This window comes from Xanthomonas citri pv. mangiferaeindicae (genome assembly GCA_002240395.1).
GTDB classification, from domain to species: domain Bacteria; phylum Pseudomonadota; class Gammaproteobacteria; order Xanthomonadales; family Xanthomonadaceae; genus Luteimonas; species Luteimonas citri_A.
In genome coordinates this window covers 63877-86561 of sequence record CP016836.1, presented here as the reverse complement: position 1 = coordinate 86561, position 22685 = coordinate 63877, and the positions used below count along the sequence as shown (strand labels likewise).

Below are 22685 nucleotides of genomic sequence, written 5' to 3'. Positions count from 1 at the left end.
TGCCCGGACCCCCCCGGTCAGCGCCGGCGCAGGTCCTCGTCGCGGACGCCCTGGCGGTGCAGTTCCAGCACCATCGGCGTGATCGCGGCGATCCGCGCGTCGATCCGCGCCCGGGCGTAGTAGTCCAGATCGTCGCGCTTCTTGAGCGTGTTGAGCTGGATCAGCGCCTGCTCCGCGCGGCCCCCCAGGAACGCCGCCTCGGCCCAGGCTTCGCCTGCCCGCACCGGGTCGCCGGCCATCTCGCTGGCGCGGGCGAACGCACGCTGGAACGCGGGGTCTTCGCTCGAGCCGTTGAGCAGCGGCCGCAGCAGCGCCTGGGCGCGGCGCCCGGACTCGGCCGAGTCGCGCTCGAGCAGCAGCGTCGCATAGCTCAGCACGACCGCCGGATTGCGCGGCATCCGCTCCACCAGCGCCTCCAGGCGCCGGTCGGCGGCCGCGGCGCGGCCTGCGCGCGCATCGGCCTCGGCCATGCCCAGCGACAGCCAGACATCGCCGGGATAGGTGTCGAGCAGGGCCGAAAGTTCGCGTGCGGCGACCTCGGCCTCGTTGGCGCGCAGGCGGGCAAAGGCCAGCCCATAGCGCTGGGCATCGGTCAGGCTGCCGCTGCGGCGCATCGCCTCGTACTCGCGGATCGCCTGCGCCGGTGTATTGGCGCTGAGCACCCGCAGCCGCTCGCGCGCCCAGCCGAACTGCACCGGATCGGTGCCGCCGGTGGCACCGGGTGGCAGGCGCAGGGCGGCCGGCAGCAACGGGTTGTCGAGTGCGCGCAGCGGCGCCTCCGGCGCGCCGTCCACCGGCACGCGCTCCACGCGCGAGCCCTGCGGCGTCGTGGTGGTGACCTGGACCGTATCGCGGGCCATGCGCTCTGCGCGGTCGCGCGCCTCGCTGATGCGGGTCGTGGTGACCGGGTGGGTCTTGAGATAGTCGGGCAACCGCTCGCGTTCGCCACCCTGATTGGTGCGCGAGACCGCCTGCATGCGTTCGAACATCGAAGCCATCGCCTCGGGGTCGTAGCCGCTGCGCGCCAGGGTGCGGATGCCGAGCCGGTCGGCCTCCGACTCGTTGGAGCGGGTGTAGTCGATCTGGCGCTGCAGGGCCAAGCCCTGGGCGCCTGCCAGCACCGCCATCGCGGCATCGTCGGAGGAACTGCTGCTGCTCTGCGAGGCCACCGCGATCGCGCCGAGCATCGCCAGCAGCATCGGCACCTGGTCGCGCTGGGCGCGCTCGACACCGCGCAGCACGTGCGATTGGGTCACGTGCGCGACCTCGTGCGCCAGCACCGCGGCCACTTCGTCCTCGCTCTCGGCCGCCAGCACCAGGCCGGCGTTCATGCCGATGTAGCCGCCAAGTGTGGCGAAGGCGTTGATGCTGCGGTCGCGCATCATGAAAAAGGTGAAAGGCTGCTGCGGCCGGTCGCTCGAGGCCGCCAGCCGCGTGCCGGTGGCGCGCAGCCAGTTCTCGACCAGGGGGTCTTCGAGCACGTAGTTGTAGTGCCGCAGCTGCGCCAGCAGCATCTGCCCGTATTCCGATTGCTTGGCGGGGCTGAGCACCGTGCCGGCCGACGAGCCGATGTCCGGCAGCCGGGTGTCCTGGGCCGGCGCACCGACCGATGCTGCGACCAGTGCCAGGGCGACCGCCGACGGCAGCAGTCGAATGCGGAAAGGAAAGCAGCGGAGTCGGATCGTGGGCATCGGCTCGAAGTCGGATGGGCGGGGCCGCGCAACCAGCATGCCGGCGGGCTCAGGCACAGGCGTGAATCCCATGTTAAGCCGGCGGCACGCCGCGGTCGCGACATCATCGCCCCGTGACCCGGCTTTGACCGACAATGGCGGAACAAGTTTCCCCGGAGACCGATCTTGACCAGCCCATCCACCGACCCGGCGGCGCCGGAGATCGTCATGTACACCAGCGCGATCTGCGGCTACTGCGCGGCCGCGAAGAACTTCCTCAAGAGCCAGGGCCTGTCGTGGCGCGAGGTGCGCGTGGACCTGGATGCCGACGAGCGCCAGCGCATGGTCGAACGTGCGCGCCGCACCAGCGTGCCGCAGATCTTCGTCGGCCAGACCCACGTCGGCGGCTACGACGACATGATGGCGTTGCACCGCCAGGGCGGCTTTTTGCCGCTGGTCGAGGGCGCGGCTTCGTGAGCAGCGCCCAGACCGAAGGCGAGGGCGACCGGCTCGCCGAGTTCACCGCGTTCCGCAAGCGCATGAACGAGCGCATCCTCGCCGAGCCCAACCAGGTGGTGCGGCGCTTCTTCGCGCTCGATACCCAGACCTACCAGGCCGGCGCGCTCGACGTGAAGACCAAGGAATTGCTGGGGCTGGTGGCCTCGCTGGTCCTGCGCTGCGACGACTGCATCAGCTACCACGTCGCCCAGTGCAAGGACGCCGGTGCGAGCCGCGAGGAACTGTTCGAGACATTCTCGGTGGGCCTGGTCGTGGGCGGCAGCATCGTCATCCCGCACTTGCGCCGGGCGGTCGATTTCCTCGACCGGCTGGAGCAGGGCGAGGCCACCGCGCCTGCCGGCCACGACCACGGCTGAGCCCGCCAGGTGCCGCGCGCGTGCGAGCCCCGGTTTGGGGCCGTCTGGGCGCATCGGGCATAATACGGCGGTTTTCTTCCTTCATTTCACCCTGGCGCCGCGCGCAGCGCGGTGTCCCCTGCGCAGGGACCTCCCCCCGACATGACGCACACGATTACGGTTATCCGCGGCGACGGTATCGGCCCGGAAATCATGGATGCCACGCTGCACGTGCTTGACGCGATGCAGCTGGGGCTCAAGTACGAGGACGCCGACGCCGGCCTGATGGCGCTCGACAAGCACGGCGAACTGCTGCCGGCCGCGACGCTCGAATCGATCCGCCGCAACGCGGTCGCGCTCAAGAGCCCGCTGACCACGCCGGTGGGCGGCGGCTTCAGCTCGATCAACGTCGAACTGCGTCGCCAGTTCGATCTCTACGCCAACGTCCGCCCGGCGACCTCGTTCCCCAACACCCGCTCGCGCTTTGCCAGCGGCGTCGACCTGATCACGATCCGCGAGAACACCGAAGGGTCTTACATCAGCGAAGGCCAGGAAGTGTCGGCCGACGGCGAGACCGCGGTGTCGATCACCCGCATCACCCGCAAGGGCTCGGAGCGCATCGTGCGCTACGCGTTCGACCTGGCGCGCAAGACCGGCCGCAAGAAGGTCACGATCGTCCACAAGGCCAACATCCTCAAGAGCACCTCGGGTCTGTTCCTGAAGGTCGCCCGCGAGGTCGCGGCCGACTATCCGGAGATCGAGGCCAACGAGATGATCGTCGACAACACCTGCATGCAGCTGGTGATGCGCCCCGAGCAGTTCGACATCATCGTGACCACGAATCTGTTCGGCGACATCATCTCCGACCTGTGCGCCGGTCTGGTCGGCGGCCTGGGCTTGGCCCCGGGTGCCAACATCGGCAAGGACGCGGCGATCTTCGAGGCCGTGCACGGCTCGGCGCCGGACATCGCCGGCAAGGGCGTGGCCAATCCCTGTGCGCTGCTGCTGGCCGCCGCGCAGATGCTCGATCACCTGGCCCTGCCCGAGCAGGCGCAGCGGCTGCGCGGCGCGATTGTCGCCACGCTCGATGCCAAGGACGGTGTGACCCCGGACCTGGGCGGCACCGGCACCACGATGGGCTTCGCGCAGGCGATCGCCTCGCGCCTCTGAGGCCTCCGGCCAGTTCACACGACAAGGGCGCCATTCGGCGCCCTTGTTGTATCCGGCGTTGCGAGGATGCGATCCCGGCGCGGCGGCTCAGTCGCGCGACTGCAGCTTCGCCAGCAGGCGCAGGAACTCGACGTACAGCCACACCAGCGTGACCATCAGGCCGAATGCGCCGTACCACTCCATGTACTTCGGCGCCCCGTGCTCGACACCGGTCTCGATGAAGTCGAAATCCAGCACCAGGTTCAGCGCTGCGATCACGACCACGAACAGGCTGAAACCGATGCCGATCAGGCCGGAGTCGTGGATCAGCGGCACCTCGATGTTGAACAGCCTCAGCACGATCGTCACCAGGTAGACCAGCGCGATGCCGCCAGTGGCGGCCGCCACACCGAGCTTGAAGTTCTCGGTCGCCTTGATCAGACCACTGCGATACACCGCCAGCAGCGCGAACAGCGTGCCGAAAGTCAGCATCACTGCCTGCATCACGATGCCCGGGAAGCGTGCCTCGAACATCGCCGAGATCGCGCCGAGAAAGCACCCCTCGACCAGTGCATACATCGGCGCGGTGACCGGCGCCCAGGTCTTCTTGAACACCGTGACCAGCGCCAGGATCAGGCCGCCGATCGCGCCGCCCCAGGCGTACAGCCCAAAGCTGGCCGTCGGCGTGCCATCCGGGCCCACGGCCTGCGTCCAGGCGAAGGCGGCCGTCAGGACGGCGAGCAGGAGCAGCAGCCCGGTCTTGTTGACCGTGCCGTTGAGCGTCATCGCCTCCCCGTCGCGGGTGACGACGCTGCCGCTGGCGAGGTCGAGGAACGTGGATTCCTGAAGCGTGGGATTGCCGCTGCGCATCGAGTAAGCCCCTGATGGTTCATGTTCGGATCGCCGGGCAGGATACACCGCGGCGCTTGGGTGGCGCGTTGACAGCGCGGCTGCGCCTTCCGACAATGCCGGGGTCCTCCGGCCTTCCGGCGGGCGATTCGACCGCTCGATTCCGGCGGGGTATAGCGCAGTCTGGTAGCGCGCCTGCTTTGGGAGCAGGATGTCGGGGGTTCGAATCCCTCTACCCCGACCACCCGGCGAGCCCGGTCGCAGCGTGTCCCGCGGGCGCCCGTAGCTCAACCGGATAGAGCACCGACCTTCTAAGTCGGGGGTTACAGGTTCGATTCCTGTCGGGCGCGCCATGAATCCATGGCTTGTGGCAGCTGCTGCCGCCCCTCCTGACAAATCTCCGGGCAATTCGGGCGCCTGATCGGACGCTTCGGTCGTCAGGCCTGCGGTGGCGCGTGCATCGAAGCACGCGCCGCATCGGGCCGGGCGTTGCGCCCGGCCCGTCTCCGCGATCAGGCGTTCTCGGCCGCAGCCTGGTTGCCGCCCTGTTCGGCCAGCAGCGTCAGCTTCTCGTCGGTGGCCTTTTCCTCGGCCAGCGTCTCCTGCAGCAGCTTGACCGCGTCGGTGTAGCCGAGCTGCTTGGCGAGCGCACACAGCGTGCCGTAGGACGCGATCTCGTAGTGCTCGACCTTCTGTGCACCACCGATCAGCGCAGCGTCGCGCAGCGGGCCCTTGTCGATCGAGTCGATGACTTCCTTGCTTTCTTCGACCAGGCCTTCCATCGCTGCGCACTTGATGCGCTTCAGGCGCGTGTCCAGCAATTCGACTACACGGTCGAGGCGCTCGATCTGCAGGTTGGTCTCTTCCAGATGCGCTTCGAACGCCGCCGCCAGCTTCGGATTGTCGGCCGCACGGGCCAGGCGCGGCAGCGCCTTCGCCATTTGGCGTTCGGCCGAATGGGTGTCCGAGAGTTCGTGGATGAACAACTCTTCGAGCGTCTTGACTGCCATTGCAATCTCTCCTTTGGGGAACGGGACGCTCTGTTTAAGGATCGCGTCGTCGGGGGTGCGTGAGGTGGCAGGCCTCGTGAGGCGCGAGGTCTGCAAAGGTGAACCGCCGATGCCAGTGCGGTGCGGCACGGTGCCGGGCGCGCACGTGCAAAGCACATGTGATGGCATGACGCCAGTTGCGTGCGTGCCCGGCGTCGCAATGCCGCGCGTCGTGATTGCGCGATTGCCGCGTACCGTGTGGTCCGCCAGGCACGCCTTAGCGCTTCGAATGGGCGTTGGGTGCAGGAGGCGTCGCTGCCGTATCTGTGGTCTGATCCTCGGCCGTGCGACGGGGGCGACGGCCATAGCCGTGCGCCTCGGCCAGCCTCAGCAACCGGCCGAACGCAGCGTCCGCAAAGGTGGCGAGTTCGGGCGTGACGAGTCGTTCGATCACCGCTTCACGCTCGTGCCAGTGCTGCCAGAACTCTTCGATCCCGGGCTTCGCCTCAAGGAGCAATACAAGTTCGCCTTCCCATGCGGCAAACAGCGTGTCGAGATTCCGATGAGGCATGTGCGACCACGGTGAAGAAGGTCCCGCAACATGGCAGTCGGGTTCGCGATCAGGCCGTGAGCATCGCGGCGACATCGCTGAATGGGCGTGACAAGTTTGCATGCGCCGCGCGAAGCGTGAGGGCACTCATGAGGCCCTCGCTGTGCATCAGCCTAGCCGCGGTCGAAGACGGACAGTGCGGCGCTCGCGCGCACGACGGGAAAATCGCAATGCCGCAGCACCGAGAGCCCATCCCGGTGACGTTGCGCGCTGCTCGCGGCGACGCAGTCCGCCACGACCGCCACATCAATCTCCAGCATGCGCGCATCCAGCGCGGTGGCGAGCACGCAGGCCTCGGTCGACACGCCGGTGACCAGGAGTCGGCGGATCCTGCGGCTTTCCAGGATGAAGTGCAGGGCCGTCTGGTGAAACGCCGAATGGCGCGGCTTGAGGATCAGCGCGTCGTCGGGCTGCGGTTCGAGGTGGTCGAGGATCGGTTCGGCTTTCGAGGCCCGTGCCAACGTGACCAGCGCTGCGAAGTCCGAGCGCCAGGCGCCGGTGTTGTCGTTGGCATACAGGCACAGGCCACCTTGTTCGTGCACGCGCCGCTTCAACCGGGCCAGCCTGGGTGCGATGTCGATCGCGGCGCGGCGCAGCGGCGCGCCACGAGGAAAGTCGAAGGTGCTGATCATGTCGAGGATGAGCAGGGCGGGCGTTGCGGTCATCGGCGGGTCTGTCCCGAAAGCATGGCGGGCCGGCGAGGGCGGCCGGTTGCGGTCTGGCGGGGTTATTGCCGCGCATGCGTGGGAGGCGTGTGAGCAGACCGACGCCTGGGCGGGCATCACGCGCATTCGTGGCGCGGCGCGCATGCGGACATCGCACACGATGCGCTGCCATTTCGGTCGGTGCCGCGCTACAATGCGCGCCCGCCGCGCGGGCCGTCTCGAAAGCATGTCGTTTGCCATGCGTTTCGGGATAGAATGCGCGGCCGCCGGGCGACTCTTGGGTCGGCAGGCGATGCGGATCTGTGGTGGCTGTAGCTCAGTTGGTTAGAGTACTGGATTGTGATTCCAGTGGTCGGGGGTTCGAATCCCCTCAGCCACCCCACCGTTTCAAGATGCGATGCCCCTGCGGTGTTGCATCGGCGCGCAAGGCGGTATTACAATGCGCGCCCGCTTCATCGGGCCGTTAGCTCAGTTGGTAGAGCAGTTGACTCTTAATCAATAGGTCCAAGGTTCGAATCCTTGACGGCCCACCAGTTACGAAAGACGCCCGGCACCGCCGGGCGTTTTTCGTTTTGGGCTTGGTCGCGGAATTCGAACCTGCGGTTCGCCTGCTGCGCAGGCCCGGCCATGCGCAGCGCGCATGGTGTTCGCCCGGGCGCGAACCAGTGGTTCGCAAGCCGCCCGGGCTCACCCTTGACGGCCCACCAGTTACGAAAGACGCCCGGCACCGCCGGGCGTTTTTTCGTTTTGGGCTTGGCCGGAGGATTCGAACCTGCGGTTCGCCTGCTGCGCAGGCCCGGCCATGCGCAGCGCGCATGGCGTTCGCCCGGGCGCGAACCAGTGGTTCGCGAGCCGCCCGGGCTCACCCTTGACGGCCCACCAGTTACGAAAGACGCCCGGCATTGCCGGGCGTTTTCGTTTTGGGCTTGGCCGGAGGATTCGAACCTGCGGTTCGCCTGCTGCGCATGGCCGGAGAAGGGTGGGATGGGCGCGGAGGCTGCGATCGACTACGATGCCGCCGTCCGCCAGGCGGGCACGAAGCGAAAGTGGCGGAATTGGTAGACGCCCTGGTTTTAGGTACCAGTGCCGCAAGGCGTGCGGGTTCGAGTCCCGCCTTTCGCACCACGCCAGGTGGAACTCAAAGCGCCGGTCCTGGCTGGCGCGCCGTCGCGCGCCCGGGTCGTGACGCCGCGGGCTGTTCGAGGCTTCCCCGATGAAGAACGCGCGCTCGCGCGTGGGGATCGTGACGCCGTGGGCTTTTGGAGAGGGCGTTGGGAGCAGGGCGCGCCGTCGCGCGCCCGCGCCGCGACCCTGCGAGCTTGGCGGCAGGGCGCAAGCACCCCTGCGGCCCTCGCGCGCTAACCCAGCGCCGCACCCGGCCCGTCCGGGCCTTGGCCGCCACCCCAGGTCGCCCGGATCACACCCCCAGCGCGCCGCCCGGTGGCGGCCAGCCCCCGAATCGGCCAAACTACGCCGTTCCGTCGCCAGCCGCGCAGGTCGCGCGCGGCTGGCCGCCGTCGGAACCAATTTCCCAACAAGTCAGAGTCGTGCGGCGCCGTCCGCAGCGCAGGAGTGGATATGCAAGTTTCGGTCGAATCGCTGGGCACCCTGGAACGCCGGATGACGTTCCGTGTGCCATCCGAACGCCTGGAGACCCAGGTCGCTGGCCGTCTGCGCGAGATCGCGCGGACCACGCGGCTCAAGGGCTTCCGGCCCGGCAAGGTGCCGGCCAAGGTCGTCGAGCAGCGGTTCGGCGAGCAGGTCCGTGCCGAGGTCCTCGACGGGCTGCTGCGCGAAGGCTTCGATCAGGGCGTGCGCGAGAACGCGCTGCGTCTGGCCGGCCAGCCGCAGATCGCGCCTTCCGAAGCCGCGGACGAGGGCGAACTGGCGTTCACTGCCACGTTCGAGGTCGTGCCCGATTTCGGCGACATCGAACTGGAGAAGCTCCAGGTCGTGCGGCACACCGCCGAGGTGGCCGAGGACGACATCGATCGCATGATCGAGAACCTGCGCCTGCAGCGCCGCAGCTGGAGCGCGGTCACGCGCGGCGCGCAGACCGGCGACGCGGTCGATGTCGAGACCTGGTCGCAGATCGGCGACGAGCGCCTGCCGGCCGAGGGCGCCGAGCGGGGCGTCACCGTGCTCGGTTCGGGTGCGATGTTCCCGCAGATCGAGGAGGCGCTGGTCGGTCTGTCGAAGGGCGAGGAAAAGACGATCGAAGTCAGCTTCCCGCAGGACTGGCGCGTGCCGCAGCTGGCCGGCAAGCAGGCCACCGTGCACGTCAAGATCGAGCAGGTCTCCGAGCAGCAGCTGCCTGAGGTCGATGCAGCGTTCATCCGCAGCTTCGGCGTCAAGAGCGGCGAGATGGACCAGTTCCGCACCGAGATCCGCAGCAACCTGGAGCGCGAGCTCAAGGGCGCGCTGATGAACCGTCTGCGCCGCGAGGTCGGCGAGCAGTTGGTCGCCGCGTTCGCGCATGTCGAACTGCCGCCCAAGCTGGTCGAGGCCGAGGCCCGGTCGCTGCTGCGCCAGACCGTCGAGCAGGCCCGTCGCAACGGCCAGAACCCGAATGTGGGTGAGGACGCGCACACCGGCTTCATGGAGCCGGCGCGCAAGCGCGTGCTGGTCGGGCTGCTGGTGGGCGAGGTTGCCCGCCGCAACGAGCTCAAGCTCGACCCCAAGCGCGTGAACGAGACCATGCGTCTGATCGCCTCGACCTACGAGGAGCCGCAGCAGGTCATTGAGATGTACCGCAACGACCCCCAGCTGATGTCGGGGCTGCAGAACCGCGTGATGGAAGAGCAGGTGATCGACTGGATCGCCGAGCGCGCCCAGCACACCGAGCAGCCGCTGTCCTTCCAGGACGCCATCGCCCCGCAGGGGTAAGCGGCGTCCGTCCGGCCGGCCCAACGGGGCCGGACGTCCCTCCGACACGGAACGATTGATGAGCATCGAAACCAAAGCCCTCAACCTGGTGCCGATGGTGGTCGAACAGACCAGCCGCGGCGAACGCGCGTACGACATCTACTCGCGCCTGTTGAAGGAGCGCGTGATCTTCCTGGTCGGCGGCATCGACGACCACATGGCCAACGTGATCGTGGCCCAGTTGCTGTTCCTCGAGGCGGAGAACCCCGAGAAGGACATCAACCTGTACATCAACTCGCCCGGTGGCGTGGTCACCGCCGGCATGGCGATCTACGACACCATGCAGTTCATCAAGCCGGACGTGAGCACGATCTGCGTCGGCCAGGCGGCCAGCATGGGCGCATTGCTGCTGGCTTCGGGCGCGGCGGGCAAGCGCTATGCGCTGCCCAACTCGCGGGTGATGATCCACCAGCCGCTGGGCGGCTTCCAGGGCCAGGCCACCGACATCGATATCCATGCCAAGGAGATCCTGTCGATGAAGCAGCGTCTGAACGAGATCATGGCTCAGCACACCGGCCAGCCGTTCGAGACGATCGCGCGCGACACCGAGCGCGACAACTTCAAGAGCGCACAGGCCGCACGCGAGTATGGCCTGGTCGACCAGGTGCTCGAGCGCCGTCCCGACGAGACGATCACCCCTGCCTGACGTTCCAAGTCATTGATTCATCAGGCATGCGAGCGCCGGGACCGCCCATGAGGGCGGTGCCGGACGCTGTGCTATTCTCGAAACGTAACCGCAATACTGATTTGGCGAAGGCATGAGCGAAGACCGTCAGGGTCGTTCCGGCGACAGCAACAAGATCCTCTACTGCTCCTTCTGCGGAAAGAGCCAGCACGAGGTGCGCAAGCTGATTGCGGGCCCCAGCGTGTTCATCTGCGATGAGTGCGTCGAGCTCTGCAACGACATCATTCGCGAGGAGCTCGAGGAGAAAGCGCAGTCGGCGCGCAGTTCGCTGCCCAAGCCGCGCGAGATCCTTGAGGTGCTCGACCAGTACGTGATCGGCCAGAAGCGTGCGAAGAAGACGCTGGCCGTGGCCGTGTACAACCATTACAAGCGCATCGAGAGCCGCAGCAAGAACGACGAGGTCGAACTGGCCAAGTCGAACATCCTGCTGATCGGTCCGACCGGTTCGGGCAAGACGCTGCTGGCCGAGACGCTGGCGCGCCTGCTCAACGTGCCGTTCACGATCGCCGATGCGACTACGCTCACCGAGGCCGGCTATGTCGGCGAGGACGTCGAGAACATCATCCAGAAGCTGCTGCAGAAGTGCGACTACGACGCCGAGAAGGCGCAGCAGGGCATCGTCTACATCGACGAGATCGACAAGATCTCGCGCAAGAGCGAGAACCCGTCGATCACCCGCGACGTGTCGGGCGAGGGCGTGCAGCAGGCGCTGCTCAAGCTCATCGAGGGCACGGTGGCCAGCGTGCCGCCCCAGGGCGGTCGCAAGCATCCGCAGCAGGAGTTTCTGCAGGTCGACACCAAGAACATCCTGTTCATCGTCGGCGGCGCGTTCGCGGGCCTGGACAAGGTGATCCAGCAGCGTTCGACCGAGGCCGGCGGCATCGGCTTCGGGGCCAAGCTCAAGAGTTCCGAGCGCAAGGCCGACACCGGCAAGGTGCTGGCCGACGTCGAGCCTGAGGATCTGATCAAGTTCGGCCTGATTCCCGAGTTCGTCGGCCGCCTGCCGGTGGTCGCCACGCTCGAGGAACTGGACGAGCCGGCCCTGATCCAGATCCTGACCGAACCCAAGAACGCGATCAGCAAGCAGTTCCGCAAGCTGTTCGAAATGGAAGGGGTCGAGCTGGAGTTCCGGCCCGACGCGCTGTCGGCGATCGCCAAGAAGGCGATCAAGCGCAAGACCGGTGCCCGCGGCCTGCGCACGATCGTCGAGTCGGTGCTGCTCGACACCATGTACGAGCTGCCGTCGCTGGAGAGCGTCAGCAAGGTCGTGGTCGACGAGTCGGTCATCGAGCACAAGTCCGAGCCGTATTTGATCTACGAGACCCCGGTCGCCGAGCAGAAGGTCGCCTCCTCGGGCGAGTGACCGCAGCCCCCGGAACGAAGCGTTCCGGGGCCCGCGCCGTTCAGCTGCGGTGCCCGCCCCAAGGCCGCCACGAAGCGCCGCGATCGGACCGATCGCGGCGCTTTCGCGTGGGACGGGGCGCCCCGCTTGCATCCGGCGCCCGCGCGCCCCATAAACGACTGGCCCCAGGCGGCCTCGTCCGGCCGCCGGGCCGGCGCCGCCGGCCGGACGCGATCTTTCAAGGAACCCCCCATGAGCTCACGCGCCACTCCCGACACTTACGATCTCCCGGTCCTGCCGTTGCGCGACGTCGTCGTGTTCCCGCACATGGTGATCCCGCTGTTTGTCGGCCGCGACAAGTCGATCCGCGCGCTCGATGTGGCGATGGAGGCCGACAAGCGCATCCTGCTGGTCGCGCAGAAGTCCGCCGACATCGACGACCCGGGCGCCGACGACCTCTACCAGGTGGGCACGCTTGCCCAGGTCCTGCAGCTGCTCAAGCTGCCCGACGGCACCATCAAGGTGCTGGTCGAGGGCACCGAGCGCGTGTCGCTGCGCGACATCCGCGAACACGAGGGCGCACTGTTGGGCACCGGCGTGCCGCTCGATGCTGTCGAGTCGCGCGAGCCGCGCGAGGTCGAGGCGATCGCGCGCTCGTTGATGGGCCTGTTCGAGCAGTACGTCAAGACCAATCGCAAGCTGCCGCCCGAGTTGCTGCAGACGCTGGCCGGCATCGACGAGCCCGGCCGCCTGGCCGACACGATCGCCGCGCATCTGGGCGTGCGCCTGGCCGACAAGCAGCGGCTGCTCGAATCGGCCGATACCGCTGACCGCCTGGAGCTGCTGGTCGGCTTCGTCGATGGCGAGATCGATGTGCAGCAGATGGAAAAGCGCATCCGCGGCCGCGTGAAGTCGCAGATGGAGAAGTCGCAGCGCGAGTACTACCTCAACGAGCAGATGAAGGCGATCCAGAAGGAGCTGGGTGAGATCGACGACGCGCCCAACGACATCGAGGAGCTCGCCCGCAAGATCGCCTCGGCCGGCATGCCCAAGCCGGTGGAGACCAAGGCCCGCGCCGAGTTCAACAAGCTCAAGCAGATGCCGCCGATGTCGGCCGAAGCCTCGGTCGTGCGCAACTATCTCGACTGGCTGCTTGGCGTGCCGTGGAAGAAGCGCAGCAAGGTCCGCAAGGATCTCAAGGCTGCCCAGGACACGCTCGACGCCGACCATTACGGCCTGGAGAAGGTCAAGGAGCGCATCCTCGAGTACCTGGCCGTGCAGACGCGCGTCAAGCAGATGAAGGGCGCGATCCTGTGCCTGGTCGGCCCGCCCGGCGTGGGCAAGACCTCGCTCGGCCAGTCGATTGCCAAGGCGACCAATCGCAAGTTCACCCGTATGGCGCTGGGCGGCGTGCGCGACGAGGCCGAGATCCGCGGCCACCGCCGGACCTATGTCGGCTCGATGCCGGGCCGCATCGTGCAGAGCCTCAACAAGGTCGGCACCAAGAATCCGCTGTTCCTGCTCGACGAGATCGACAAGATGTCGATGGACTTCCGCGGCGACCCGGCCTCGGCGCTGCTGGAAGTGCTCGATCCGGAGCAGAACCACACCTTCAACGACCATTACCTGGAGGTCGATCTCGACCTGTCGGAGGTGATGTTCGTCGCCACGTCCAACTCGCTCAACATCCCCGGCCCCTTGCTCGACCGCATGGAGGTCATCCGCATCCCGGGCTACACCGAGGACGAGAAGCTCAACATCGCCACGCGCTACCTGCTGCCCAAGCAACTCAAGGCCAATGGGCTGAAGGCGGCCGAGCTGACGATCTCCGAAGGCGCGATCCGCGACATCGTGCGCTACTACACGCGCGAGTCGGGCGTGCGTAATCTCGAGCGCGAGATCGCCAAGGTCTGCCGCAAGGTGGTCAAGGAGATCGCCCTGGCCGGTCCGGTCCAGACCAAGGGCAAGGGCGCGAAGGCGATCAAGACGGTCAAGGTCACCGAGAAGAATCTCGACAAGTACCTGGGCGTGCAGCGCTTCGATTTCGGTCGTGCCGAAGAAGACAACGAGATCGGCCTGGTCACCGGCCTGGCCTGGACCGAGGTTGGCGGCGATCTGTTGCAGATCGAGGCAACGCAGGTGCCGGGCAAGGGGCAGCTGACGCTGACCGGTCAATTGGGCGACGTGATGAAGGAATCGGCGTCGGCGGCGATGTCGGTGGTGCGCGCGCGTGCCGAGCGGCTGGGCCTGGAGCTCGACACGTTGCAGAAGCACGACATCCACGTGCACGTGCCCGACGGCGCGACGCCCAAGGACGGTCCCAGCGCCGGCATCGCGATGGCGACGACGCTGGTTTCGCTGCTCACGCGCATCCCGGTGCGTGCGGACGTGGCGATGACCGGTGAGATCACCCTGCGTGGCCGTGTGACCGCGATCGGCGGTCTGAAGGAGAAGCTGCTCGCGGCGCTGCGTGGCGGCATCAAGACCGTGATCATCCCCGAAGAGAACCGCAAGGACCTGGCCGACATTCCGAAGAACGTCACCCAGGGCATGAAGATCGTGCCGGTGAAGTACATCGACGAGGTGCTCGACCTGGCGCTGGAGCGGCCGTTGCCGCCTCCGCCCTCGGCCAAGGCCGAACCGAAGAAGGCGCGCTCGAAGGTGGTGCCCAAGAACGGCGGCGAAGGCCGGCGCACGGGCGTCAAGCACTGACGCCCGCGTAATGTCGCACCGGAAGAGGGCCGCAAGCGATTGCGGCCCTTCTTTATGGGCGTTTCCCGGCGGCCCTCAAAACCGAAAAAACCCCGGTTTCGGCGGTTTGCCGCGTCTGCCGGTCGGTCAGCGCCGCGGGCGCAGCAGCACCAGCACGGCGCCGGTACCGCCCTGCGCGCCCGGCGCACTGTGGAACGCGAGCACGTCGCCGCGCTGACGCAGCAGGCGGTCGACCAGATTCTTGATGACCGGCGCGTCGGGCGAGGAATTCATTCCCTTGCCATGCACGATGCGCACGCAGCCCACGCCGGCATCGATCGCGTCGCGCAGGAACAGCCGCAGCAACGCGGTCGCCTGCGCGGTATCGGCGTGATGCAGGTCCAGCTCTTCCTGCGCCGCGTACTCGCCGCGGCCGAGCCGGCGCAGCACGCGTGCAGGCACATCGTCGCGGCGGTACTGCATTGCATCGCCGCCCTGCAGCAGCGGGCCATCGAGCAACTGCCGGAACTCGCTGCGCGCCTCCTCGTCGTCGCGCTCGGCCATGCGCGTGGCCGGGCGCGGGCGTGGCGGCTGCGGCGGTGGCGGCGTACTGGGCAGCTCACGCACCGCCCCGATGGCGGCGCGGAACAACGCAGCATCGTCGTCGTCGGGCGCGTCGTGGTTCCGGCTCATGACGCCAGCGTAGCGCGGACGCCGGCCGTGTGCAGGGTCGCGCACTCGCGCAAGCTGGGGCGCACGGGACGCATCCGTTATCATGTCCGCTTCGCCAACCGCAGGGGGCTTTCGGAAACGTTCATGCGCGTACTGGTCAGCAATGACGACGGCGTCGACGCACCGGGCATCCGGATCCTCGCCCAGGGGCTGCGCGATGCAGGGCACGAGGTGCTGATCGTCGCCCCCGACCGTGATCGCTCCGGGGCCAGCAACTCGCTCACGCTGGACATGCCGTTGCGCGTGGTGCAGCTCGACGAAACGACCTGGCGGGTCCACGGCACGCCGACCGATTGCGTACACGTGGCGATGACCGGCCTGCTCGATCGCGAACCCGACATCGTCGTGTCGGGGATCAACAACACCGCCAACCTCGGTGACGACGTCATCTATTCGGGCACCGTCGCCGCGGCGATGGAAGGCCGCTTCTGCGGCTTGCCGGCGGTCGCGATGTCGCTGGTCACGGCCAATCATGATGGGCAGTATTACGAGACCGCTGCGCGCGCCGCGGTCGAGATCGTCGCCCGGCTCAAGGCCGATCCGCTGCCGGCCGACACGATCCTCAACGTCAACGTGCCCGATGTCGCCTGGGATGCCCTCACAGGCTTTGAGGTCACGCGGCTGGGCAACCGCCACCGCGCCGAGGGCTGTACGCCGATCGTCGACCCGCGCGGGCGGACGTTCTGGTGGATCGGTGCCGCCGGCCCGGAGCAGGATGCCGGCCCCGGTACCGATTTCCATGCCGTGCGCACGCGGCATATCTCGATCAGCCCGATTCATGTCGATCTCACCCGGTACCAGGCGCTCGAGCATGTCGCCAACTGGGTCGGCGGACTGGAGGCCGGGCTCCGGGCGACGCAGGCATGATGGCGCGCATGCGGCTGCAACCTGAGGCGTTGGGCGTGGGCATGACCTCGCAACGCGTGCGCGACCGCCTGATCGAGCGATTGCGCGACGGCGCGCACCCGGGCGGCGGGATCTCTGATGAGCGTGTGCTCAACGCGATCCGCACCGTGCCCCGGCACCTGTTCGTCGACGAGGCGTTGGCGACCCGCGCCTATGAGGACACCGCATTGCCGATCGGGCATGGTCAGACGATCTCCCAGCCCTGGGTGGTCGCGCGCATGACCGAGGCCCTGTTGGCCAACGGCATGCCGCGCAAGGTGCTGGAAGTCGGCACCGGCTCGGGCTACCAAGCGACGATCCTCGCCGCGCTCGGCATCGAGGTGCACACGGTCGAACGCATCGGCGAGCTGCTGCGCGTGGCGCGCAAGCGCTTCCGCTCGCTCGGCCTCAATGTCCGCAGCAAGCACGACGACGGTCGCATCGGCTGGCCTGAGAACGGACCGTTCGACGGCATCGTGGTCACCGCCGCGGGCCCTGCGCTGGTCGATGCGCTGACCGCGCAACTCGCCGACGGCGGCACCTTGGTCGCGCCGGTCGGCGCGGCGGGGTCGCAGCGGCTGCTGGTGCTGCACAAGCAGGCCGACGGCCGGCTCGTGCAGCAGGATGTCGCCGCGGTGGCGTTCGTGCCGTTGCTTTCGGGATACATCGACTGATGCGGTTGTTCGAGGCGCTCTACGAGCGCGTGCTGTCCTGGGCTCGGCATCGTCATGCACCGCGCTATCTCGCGTCGATGAGCGCCGCCGAGTCGGTGGTCTTCCCGATCCCGCCTGATGTCATGCTCGCGCCGATGGCGTTGGCCCAGCCCCGAAAGTGGTGGCGGTACGCCTTGCTGTGCACGCTCGGTTCGGTGGTCGGCGGCCTGCTGGGCTACGTCATCGGCCACTATGCGCTGGATCTCGTTTGGCCGTGGATCGTGCGCATGGGCTGGCAGCCGGCGTTCGAGGAGATCCAGGCGCTGTTTCTGCGCCATGGGTTTGTGTTCGTTTTCCTCGCTGCCTTCACGCCGATTCCGTACAAGGTATTCACGATTGCGTCGGGTTCGCTTGGCGTCGGGCTGTTACCGTTCATCGCCGGCTCGCTGGTGGGGCGCGGCGCGCGGTTCTTCCTCGTCGCCGGGTTGATGGCCTGGGGCGGCCCGCGTGTGGAGCCGATCCTGCGGCGCTACATCGAATGGCTAGGCTGGCTGATGGTCGGCCTGGTCGCAGTCGGACTGGTCTGGATGGAGTTTGGTCGATGAGGATCGTGGTACTGGTGTTGACGGCCTTGCTGCTCGTCGGTTGCGGCAGCAGCCGGGTGGTGCGCGAGGGCGGGGCGGCACGCACCTCGACCCCGAAGCCGGGGCAGAGTGCGGTCGTGCAGCGTGGCGACACGCTGTACCGCATCGCTTCAAACAACGGCATCAGTGTGCTGGACCTGGCGACCTGGAACAGCATCCCGCCGCCGTACACCATCTATCCCGGCCAGCGGCTGCGCCTGTATCCGGGCGGGCGTGGCGCGACCGTCGCGGCATCGTCGGGCGGCACGCGCCAGCCGGTGCAGCCGACCCAGTCGGCGCCGCAACCGCCTGCGCCGCCACCGGCGCGCAGCCCGTTCCAGTGGCAGTGGCCGACCGATGGACAGTTGATCGCGCGCTATGTTGCCAACGAACCCACCAAGCAGGGCATCGACATCGCCGGCACTGGCGGACAACCGGTGCGTGCGGCGGCCGATGGCGTCGTGGTCTATTCCGGCTCGGGCCTGGTCGGCTACGGCGAGCTGATCATCGTCAAGCACGACGAACAGTGGCTCTCGGCCTACGGCCACAACCGCACCCGCCGGGTCAATGAGGGCGAGCGCGTCCGCGCCGGTCAGCAGATCGCCGAGATGGGCCGCAGTGGCGCTGCGCGCGACATGCTGCACTTCGAGATTCGCTACAACGGCAAGCCGGTCGATCCGTTGTCGTATCTGCCGGCGCGATGAGCCGGCGTAAGGGACAGGCGTAAAGGTGTGTGATGCGTGGATGTCAGCGGTGCGCCGCCGACATCGCATCAGCGATCACGCTGCATCACTCTCGAGTACGAACGCCGCCACCACCCGCCGGCCTTCGCCGGCCAGTACATTGAAGGTGCGGGCCGCGGCGGCATTGGTCATCGCTTCCAGGCCGACGCCGCGCGACAGGCAGGCGGCCATCGTCGCAGCCGGCGGGAAGGCCTGGGCGGCGCCGGTCCCCAGCAGGATCACTTCGGGCTCGAGCGCCAGCACCGGGGCGAGGGCCTCGAGGTCGAGCGTGCGCACCGAGGTGGCCGGCCAGTCCTCGACCAGCGCGCGCGGCGCGACGATGAAGCTGCGGGTCAGCTGGCGGTCGTTGACCCGCGCGCTGCTGCCGTCCGCACCGCGCAGGACGTAGTCGAAGTCGGGCGTTTCGAGGCTGAGCTGCATCGGCGGACCGGGCGCTCAGGCCCGCGGCAGTACGATCTGGCGACGGTCGCGGCTCTGCCGGTAGAGCACCGCGACGTGGCCGATGCGCTGGACCAGCGCACTGGCCGTGCGTTCGGCCAGCTCGGCGATCATTGCGTCGCGGGCCTCGCGGTCGGCGGCCCCGACCTTCACCTTGATCAGTTCGTGATGCTCGAGCGCGGCATCGATCTCGGCGACCAGGGCATCGGTGATGCCCTTGCCGCCCACCTGCAACATGGCCTTGATGCCATGGGCCTGGCCGCGCAGAAAACGGGTCTGGGCAGCGGTCAGGACGTTACTCATGGATGAACCGGTCGCAGGAATGAAAACGGCCCGCAGGATATCATGGCCGTTCGCGTCCTCCGTTCAGCCCGACCGAGCCGGCAATGGCCTCCCGCAGCAAAAGCAGCCAGCGCTGGCTGAAAGAACATTTCTCCGATCCCTACGTGAAGAAGGCGCAGGCCGAGGGGCTGCGCTCGCGTGCCGCGTACAAGCTCGAAGAACTGGTCGAGCGCAGCCGGCTGCTCAAGCCGGGCATGGTCGTCGTCGACCTGGGCGCCGCGCCCGGCGGCTGGTCGCAGTGGGTCCGGCAGGCCTTGGGCGACAGCGGACGGGTGATCGCGCTCGATATCCTGGAGATGCCGTCGCTGGCCGGGGTCGAGTTCCTGCACGGCGATTTCCGCGAGGATTCGGTGCTGGCCGCGCTCGAGGCCGCGCTTGGCGGACAGCAGGTGGACCTTGTGTTGTCGGACATGGCCCCCAACAAAAGCGGTATCGACGCTGTCGACCAGCCACGGGCGATGCACCTGGCCGAGCTGGCGATGGCGTTCGCCGACGACCACCTGCGCACCGGTGGCACCTTCCTCATCAAGCTGTTCCAGGGCACCGATTTCGACGCCTATGTGAAAGACCTGCGGCAGCGGTACGAGAAGCTCTCGATCCGCAAGCCGGCCGCCTCCCGGCAGCGTTCGCCCGAGGTCTACGCCCTGGCCCAGGGCAAGCGGCCGCGCTGAGCGGACGCCGCTTCGGGCTTGGGATCATGAACGGCGGCACCACATGGCCGTAGTACCATCGGCCGGCGTGGCGACGGTTTTCTCGCTCCACCTAATGAAGAGTCGAACAATCACATGAACGATCTGGTCAAGAATCTGTTGCTCTGGGTGGTGGTCGCCATTGTGCTGATGGTGGTCTTCCAGAGCTTCAGCCCGCGCACCGGTGCCGCCGGCGGCCAGGACGTCCAGTACTCGCAGTTCATGGAGCAGGTGCGTCGTGACCAGATCGGCTCGGTGAAGATCGCCGAGGACGAACGCACCATCACGTTCAAGACCAAGGGCGGGCAGACCGGCACGGTGATCGCCCCGCGGCGCGACGACCGCATGATCGACGACCTGATGAACCACAACGTCGCGATCGATCAGGCGCCGCCGTCGAGTGGCATCTCGCTGGGTTACATCCTGATCCAGTTGCTGCCGGTCGCGCTGATCATCGGCTTCTGGTTCTTCATGATGCGGCAAATGCAGCAGGGCGGCGGCAAGGGCGCGATGTCCTTCGGCAAGTCGCGCGCCAAACTGCTGAGCGAGGAGCAGACCAAGGTCACCTTCGCCGACGTCGCCGGCTGCGACGAGGCCAAGGAGGAAGTGTCCGAGCTGGTCGAGTTTTTGCGCGATCCCTCCAAGTTCCAGAAACTCGGCGGCAAGATTCCGCGCGGCGTGCTGATGGTCGGCCCCCCGGCACCGGCAAGACGCTGCTCGCCAAGGCGATCGCCGGCGAGGCCAAGGTGCCGTTCTTCTCGATCTCCGGCTCCGACTTCGTCGAGATGTTCGTCGGTGTCGGCGCCTCGCGCGTGCGCGACATGTTCGAGCAGGCCAAGAAGCAGGCGCCGTGCATCATCTTCATCGACGAGATCGACGCGGTCGGCCGCCATCGCGGCGCCGGCCTGGGCGGCGGTCACGACGAGCGCGAGCAGACCCTCAACCAGTTGCTGGTCGAGATGGACGGGTTCGAGGGCGGCGAGGGCGTGATCGTGGTCGCCGCGACCAACCGGCCCGACGTGCTCGACCCGGCGCTGCTGCGTCCGGGCCGCTTTGACCGTCAGGTCGTCGTGGGCCTGCCCGACGTCAAGGGCCGCGAGCAGATCCTCAAGGTCCACATGCGCAAGGTGCCGCTGGACGAGGACGTGCAGCCGCTGGTGGTGGCCCGCGGTACCCCGGGTTTCTCCGGTGCGGATCTGGCGAACCTGGTCAACGAGGCGGCGCTGTTCGCCGCGCGCGAGAACGCCAAGGAGGTCCGCATGGACCACTTCGACCGCGCGCGCGACAAGATCCTGATGGGCGCCGAGCGCCGCTCGATGGCGATGAGCGAGGACGAGAAGACGCTCACCGCCTACCACGAGGCCGGCCACGCGATCGTCGGCCGCCTGGTGCCCGAACACGACCCGGTCTACAAGGTCACGATCATCCCGCGCGGCCGCGCGCTGGGCGTGACCATGTACTTGCCCGAGGGCGACAAGTACTCGATGAACCGCGTGGCGATCGAATCCCAGCTGTGCTCGCTGTATGGCGGGCGCGTGGCCGAGGAACTGATCTTCGGCGAGGACAAGGTCACCACCGGTGCGTCGAACGACATCGAACGCGCGACCAAGATCGCCCGCAACATGGTCACCAAGTGGGGCCTGTCGGACGTCATGGGCCCGATCGCCTACGGCGAAGAGGACGACGAGGTGTTCCTGGGCCGGTCGGTCACCCAGCACAAGAGCGTCTCCGACGACACCGCGCGCAAGATCGACGAAGTCGTGCGCGAGATCCTGGACCGGGCCTATGCCCGCACCCGCGAGATCCTGACCGGCAACATCGACAAGCTGCACGCGATGTCCAAGCTGCTGCTCGAGTACGAGACCATCGATGTGCCGCAGATCGACGCGATCATGGAAGGCCGCGATCCGCCGCCGCCGATGGGCTGGGGCAAGGCCAATCCGCCCGGCGGTGGGGGCGACGACGGCGACACCGGCGGCAAGCGGCCGCTGCAGCCGATCGGCGGGGCCGCCGAGCAGGCCTGACGCCTGCCGAATGATGTCCAGGATGTGATTCGACTGAGCGGCACCCGGGCGACCGGGTGCCGTTTTGCGTGAGGGGCGTTGCGAGGCCGGACGTCCGATAATCGACGCCCCGTCTCACCCCGAGTCCCGACGCCTCATGTTCGACACCGCTCCCCAACTCGACTGCAACGGCCGCGTCCTGCGGCTCGACCGCCCGCGGGTCATGGGCATCGTCAACGTCACCCCCGATTCGTTCTCCGACGGCGGTGCGCATGCCACGGCCGAGGCCGCGATCGCGCACGGCCTGCGGTTGGCCGAGGCGGGCGCCGACGTGCTCGACATCGGCGGCGAGTCGACCCGGCCCGGTGCCGACGAGGTGCCGGTCGACGAGGAGCTGCGGCGGGTGCTGCCGGTCATCGAGGCCTTGGCCGCGCAGACCGCGCTGCCGATCAGCATCGACACCTCCAAGCCCGAAGTCATGCGCGCCGCGGTCGAGGCCGGTGCTGGCCTGATCAACGATGTCTACGGGCTGCGTCGCGAGGGTGCGCTCCAGGCCGCCGCCGCGCTCGGCGTGCCGGTCGTGCTGATGCACATGCTGGGCGAGCCGCGCGGCATGCAGGATGCGCCCGAGTACGACGACGTGGTCGCCGAGGTGCACCGGTTCCTGGCCGAGCGCATCTTCGCTGCCGAGATGGCCGGGATCGAGCGCCGCCGGATCGTCGTCGATCCGGGCTTCGGCTTCGGCAAGACCACCGCGCACAACCTCGCGCTGCTGGCCCAGCTCGCGCGCTTGGGCGAACTCGGCGTGCCGGTGCTGGCCGGCCTGTCGCGCAAGCGCAGCATCGGAGAGTTGACCGGGCGCGAGGTGGCGTCCGAGCGCGTCGCCGGGTCGGTGGCCGCCCACCTGATCGCTGCCCAAAACGGGGCCCGGCTGCTGCGCGTGCACGATGTCGCGGCCACCGTCGACGCGCTGCGGGTCTGGCTTGCGGTGGCGGCGGTGCCGCGTCCGCGGGTGGCGGCGGCGCCGACGATCCAGTGGCCCGACGACGCCTGAGCATCGGGAGCCGCGTCGGGGCCGGCGCGCAGGCAGGTGCGGCGAGCTGTCGCAGCGCACATCGCAATGGGCCGGGGGATGCTCCACACTGTGC

The 22685-nt window shown here is 68.0% G+C and carries 21 protein-coding genes, 5 tRNA genes and 1 pseudogene; 19 read left to right on the top strand and 8 right to left on the bottom strand.

The features are described from left to right. Positions 1 to 17 precede the first annotated feature (17 nt). Positions 18 to 1655: a peptidase gene (locus BEN78_00405; GenBank protein ASR44799.1), complete on the bottom strand. Its 1638-nt coding sequence runs from the start codon at positions 1653 to 1655 to the stop codon at positions 18 to 20. Positions 1656 to 1898: 243 nt separating this feature from the next. Between BEN78_00405 and BEN78_00400 the strand changes: the two genes are divergently transcribed. From BEN78_00400 to BEN78_00390, 3 genes are all read left to right on the top strand, one after another. After that, entirely contained in the window at positions 1899 to 2147 is a 249-nt protein-coding gene (locus tag BEN78_00400; protein ID ASR44798.1) for a glutaredoxin 3, read from the top strand. Next, positions 2144 to 2545: an alkylhydroperoxidase gene (locus tag BEN78_00395; GenBank protein ID ASR42100.1), complete on the top strand. Its 402-nt coding sequence runs from the start codon at positions 2144 to 2146 to the stop codon at positions 2543 to 2545. The genes BEN78_00400 and BEN78_00395 overlap by 4 nt, the downstream gene beginning before the upstream one ends. 141 nt (positions 2546 to 2686) lie before the next feature. Further along, entirely contained in the window at positions 2687 to 3694 is a 1008-nt protein-coding gene (locus BEN78_00390) for an isocitrate dehydrogenase (protein ASR42099.1), read from the top strand. An 87-nt stretch (positions 3695 to 3781) separates the two neighbouring features. On the opposite strand, the gene BEN78_00385 is transcribed toward BEN78_00390, so the two are convergent. After that, the gene (locus tag BEN78_00385; GenBank protein ASR42098.1) at positions 3782 to 4543 is read right to left on the bottom strand and encodes a hypothetical protein; all 762 of its coding nucleotides are present in this window, start codon (positions 4541 to 4543) and stop codon (positions 3782 to 3784) included. A 146-nt stretch (positions 4544 to 4689) separates the two neighbouring features. On the opposite strand from BEN78_00385, the gene BEN78_00380 reads away from it, so the two are divergent. Beyond that, positions 4690 to 4766 (top strand) — tRNA-Pro (locus tag BEN78_00380). Between the two features lie 32 nt (positions 4767 to 4798). After that, positions 4799 to 4875: transfer RNA gene (locus tag BEN78_00375), tRNA-Arg, on the top strand. A gap of 159 nt (positions 4876 to 5034) precedes the next feature. On the opposite strand, the gene BEN78_00370 is transcribed toward BEN78_00375, so the two are convergent. The 3 genes from BEN78_00370 to BEN78_00360 form a co-directional block, all read right to left on the bottom strand. Further along, positions 5035 to 5532 carry a hypothetical protein gene (locus BEN78_00370; GenBank protein ID ASR42097.1) on the bottom strand — a complete coding sequence of 166 codons (498 nt, stop codon included), beginning with the start codon at positions 5530 to 5532 and terminating at the stop codon, positions 5035 to 5037. Positions 5533 to 5788: 256 nt separating this feature from the next. Further along, positions 5789 to 6082, bottom strand: coding sequence for a hypothetical protein (locus tag BEN78_00365; protein ASR42096.1), 294 nt, complete (start codon positions 6080 to 6082; stop codon positions 5789 to 5791). Positions 6083 to 6234: 152 nt separating this feature from the next. Continuing rightward, complete coding sequence (locus BEN78_00360) at positions 6235 to 6786, bottom strand: hypothetical protein (GenBank protein ASR42095.1); 552 nt, start codon at positions 6784 to 6786, stop codon at positions 6235 to 6237. 305 nt (positions 6787 to 7091) lie between these two features. On the opposite strand from BEN78_00360, the gene BEN78_00355 reads away from it, so the two are divergent. The 7 genes from BEN78_00355 to BEN78_00325 all read left to right on the top strand — a co-directional run bounded on the left by BEN78_00355 (position 7092) and on the right by BEN78_00325 (position 14450). Beyond that, positions 7092 to 7168: transfer RNA gene (locus tag BEN78_00355), tRNA-His, on the top strand. Positions 7169 to 7243: 75 nt separating this feature from the next. Then, positions 7244 to 7319, top strand: a tRNA-Lys gene (locus BEN78_00350). Between the two features lie 507 nt (positions 7320 to 7826). Continuing rightward, positions 7827 to 7911 (top strand) — tRNA-Leu (locus BEN78_00345). Positions 7912 to 8364: 453 nt separating this feature from the next. Beyond that, positions 8365 to 9672, top strand: coding sequence for a trigger factor (locus BEN78_00340; protein ID ASR42094.1), 1308 nt, complete (start codon positions 8365 to 8367; stop codon positions 9670 to 9672). Positions 9673 to 9730: 58 nt separating this feature from the next. Beyond that, positions 9731 to 10357, top strand: coding sequence for an ATP-dependent Clp endopeptidase, proteolytic subunit ClpP (locus BEN78_00335; GenBank protein ASR42093.1), 627 nt, complete (start codon positions 9731 to 9733; stop codon positions 10355 to 10357). A 112-nt stretch (positions 10358 to 10469) separates the two neighbouring features. Then, positions 10470 to 11759, top strand: a complete 1290-nt coding sequence (locus tag BEN78_00330; protein ID ASR42092.1) for an ATP-dependent protease ATP-binding subunit ClpX — start codon at positions 10470 to 10472, stop codon at positions 11757 to 11759. 231 nt (positions 11760 to 11990) lie between these two features. Continuing rightward, positions 11991 to 14450, top strand: coding sequence for an endopeptidase La (locus tag BEN78_00325; protein ID ASR42091.1), 2460 nt, complete (start codon positions 11991 to 11993; stop codon positions 14448 to 14450). Positions 14451 to 14576: 126 nt separating this feature from the next. On the opposite strand, the gene BEN78_00320 is transcribed toward BEN78_00325, so the two are convergent. Then, positions 14577 to 15122: an SMR domain protein gene (locus tag BEN78_00320; GenBank protein ASR42090.1), complete on the bottom strand. Its 546-nt coding sequence runs from the start codon at positions 15120 to 15122 to the stop codon at positions 14577 to 14579. 123 nt (positions 15123 to 15245) lie between these two features. Between BEN78_00320 and BEN78_00315 the strand changes: the two genes are divergently transcribed. The 4 genes from BEN78_00315 to BEN78_00300 are packed head-to-tail and all read left to right on the top strand — an operon-like array spanning position 15246 to position 18026. Further along, positions 15246 to 16028 (top strand): 5'/3'-nucleotidase SurE, encoded by a 783-nt coding sequence (locus BEN78_00315; GenBank protein ID ASR42089.1) that lies wholly within the window; start codon positions 15246 to 15248, stop codon positions 16026 to 16028. Beyond that, entirely contained in the window at positions 16025 to 16720 is a 696-nt protein-coding gene (locus tag BEN78_00310; protein ASR42088.1) for a protein-L-isoaspartate O-methyltransferase, read from the top strand. Before BEN78_00315 ends, BEN78_00310 begins: the two co-directional genes overlap by 4 nt. Next, positions 16720 to 17304 carry a hypothetical protein gene (locus BEN78_00305; GenBank protein ASR42087.1) on the top strand — a complete coding sequence of 195 codons (585 nt, stop codon included), beginning with the start codon at positions 16720 to 16722 and terminating at the stop codon, positions 17302 to 17304. The genes BEN78_00310 and BEN78_00305 overlap by 1 nt, the downstream gene beginning before the upstream one ends. Beyond that, entirely contained in the window at positions 17238 to 18026 is a 789-nt protein-coding gene (locus tag BEN78_00300; protein ID ASR42086.1) for a hypothetical protein, read from the top strand. Before BEN78_00305 ends, BEN78_00300 begins: the two co-directional genes overlap by 67 nt. A 75-nt stretch (positions 18027 to 18101) precedes the next feature. Here BEN78_00300 and BEN78_00295 read toward each other — a convergent pair whose 3' ends face one another. Both BEN78_00295 and BEN78_00290 read right to left on the bottom strand, forming a co-directional pair. Further along, the gene (locus tag BEN78_00295; protein ID ASR42085.1) at positions 18102 to 18485 is read right to left on the bottom strand and encodes a hypothetical protein; all 384 of its coding nucleotides are present in this window, start codon (positions 18483 to 18485) and stop codon (positions 18102 to 18104) included. Between the two features lie 15 nt (positions 18486 to 18500). After that, complete coding sequence (locus tag BEN78_00290; GenBank protein ASR42084.1) at positions 18501 to 18806, bottom strand: RNA-binding protein; 306 nt, start codon at positions 18804 to 18806, stop codon at positions 18501 to 18503. An 83-nt stretch (positions 18807 to 18889) separates the two neighbouring features. On the opposite strand from BEN78_00290, the gene BEN78_00285 reads away from it, so the two are divergent. From BEN78_00285 to BEN78_00275, 3 genes and pseudogenes are all read left to right on the top strand, one after another. After that, on the top strand, positions 18890 to 19516 hold the full coding sequence (locus BEN78_00285) for a 23S rRNA methyltransferase (protein ASR42083.1): 627 nt from the start codon (positions 18890 to 18892) through the stop codon (positions 19514 to 19516). Positions 19517 to 19630: 114 nt separating this feature from the next. Then, positions 19631 to 21558, top strand: a pseudogene (gene hflB, locus BEN78_00280) (ATP-dependent metalloprotease). A 136-nt stretch (positions 21559 to 21694) separates the two neighbouring features. Beyond that, positions 21695 to 22591 carry a dihydropteroate synthase gene (locus BEN78_00275; protein ID ASR42082.1) on the top strand — a complete coding sequence of 299 codons (897 nt, stop codon included), beginning with the start codon at positions 21695 to 21697 and terminating at the stop codon, positions 22589 to 22591. Positions 22592 to 22685 lie beyond the last annotated feature (94 nt).

Coding starts and splice junctions, on each gene's coding strand:
- BEN78_00400 (ASR44798.1), top strand. CDS start 1,899: ATGTACACCAGCGCGATCTGCGGCTACTGCGCGGCCGCGAAGAACTTC.
- BEN78_00390 (ASR42099.1), top strand. CDS start 2,687: ATGACGCACACGATTACGGTTATCCGCGGCGACGGTATCGGCCCGGAA.
- BEN78_00385 (ASR42098.1), bottom strand. CDS start 4,543: ATGCGCAGCGGCAATCCCACGCTTCAGGAATCCACGTTCCTCGACCTC.
- BEN78_00370 (ASR42097.1), bottom strand. CDS start 5,532: ATGGCAGTCAAGACGCTCGAAGAGTTGTTCATCCACGAACTCTCGGAC.
- BEN78_00365 (ASR42096.1), bottom strand. CDS start 6,082: ATGCCTCATCGGAATCTCGACACGCTGTTTGCCGCATGGGAAGGCGAA.
- BEN78_00360 (ASR42095.1), bottom strand. CDS start 6,786: ATGACCGCAACGCCCGCCCTGCTCATCCTCGACATGATCAGCACCTTC.
- BEN78_00340 (ASR42094.1), top strand. CDS start 8,365: ATGCAAGTTTCGGTCGAATCGCTGGGCACCCTGGAACGCCGGATGACG.
- BEN78_00335 (ASR42093.1), top strand. CDS start 9,731: ATGAGCATCGAAACCAAAGCCCTCAACCTGGTGCCGATGGTGGTCGAA.
- BEN78_00330 (ASR42092.1), top strand. CDS start 10,470: ATGAGCGAAGACCGTCAGGGTCGTTCCGGCGACAGCAACAAGATCCTC.
- BEN78_00325 (ASR42091.1), top strand. CDS start 11,991: ATGAGCTCACGCGCCACTCCCGACACTTACGATCTCCCGGTCCTGCCG.
- BEN78_00320 (ASR42090.1), bottom strand. CDS start 15,122: ATGAGCCGGAACCACGACGCGCCCGACGACGACGATGCTGCGTTGTTC.
- BEN78_00315 (ASR42089.1), top strand. CDS start 15,246: ATGCGCGTACTGGTCAGCAATGACGACGGCGTCGACGCACCGGGCATC.
- BEN78_00310 (ASR42088.1), top strand. CDS start 16,025: ATGATGGCGCGCATGCGGCTGCAACCTGAGGCGTTGGGCGTGGGCATG.
- BEN78_00305 (ASR42087.1), top strand. CDS start 16,720: ATGCGGTTGTTCGAGGCGCTCTACGAGCGCGTGCTGTCCTGGGCTCGG.
- BEN78_00300 (ASR42086.1), top strand. CDS start 17,238: ATGGCTAGGCTGGCTGATGGTCGGCCTGGTCGCAGTCGGACTGGTCTG.
- BEN78_00295 (ASR42085.1), bottom strand. CDS start 18,485: ATGCAGCTCAGCCTCGAAACGCCCGACTTCGACTACGTCCTGCGCGGT.
- BEN78_00290 (ASR42084.1), bottom strand. CDS start 18,806: ATGAGTAACGTCCTGACCGCTGCCCAGACCCGTTTTCTGCGCGGCCAG.
- BEN78_00285 (ASR42083.1), top strand. CDS start 18,890: ATGGCCTCCCGCAGCAAAAGCAGCCAGCGCTGGCTGAAAGAACATTTC.
- BEN78_00275 (ASR42082.1), top strand. CDS start 21,695: ATGTTCGACACCGCTCCCCAACTCGACTGCAACGGCCGCGTCCTGCGG.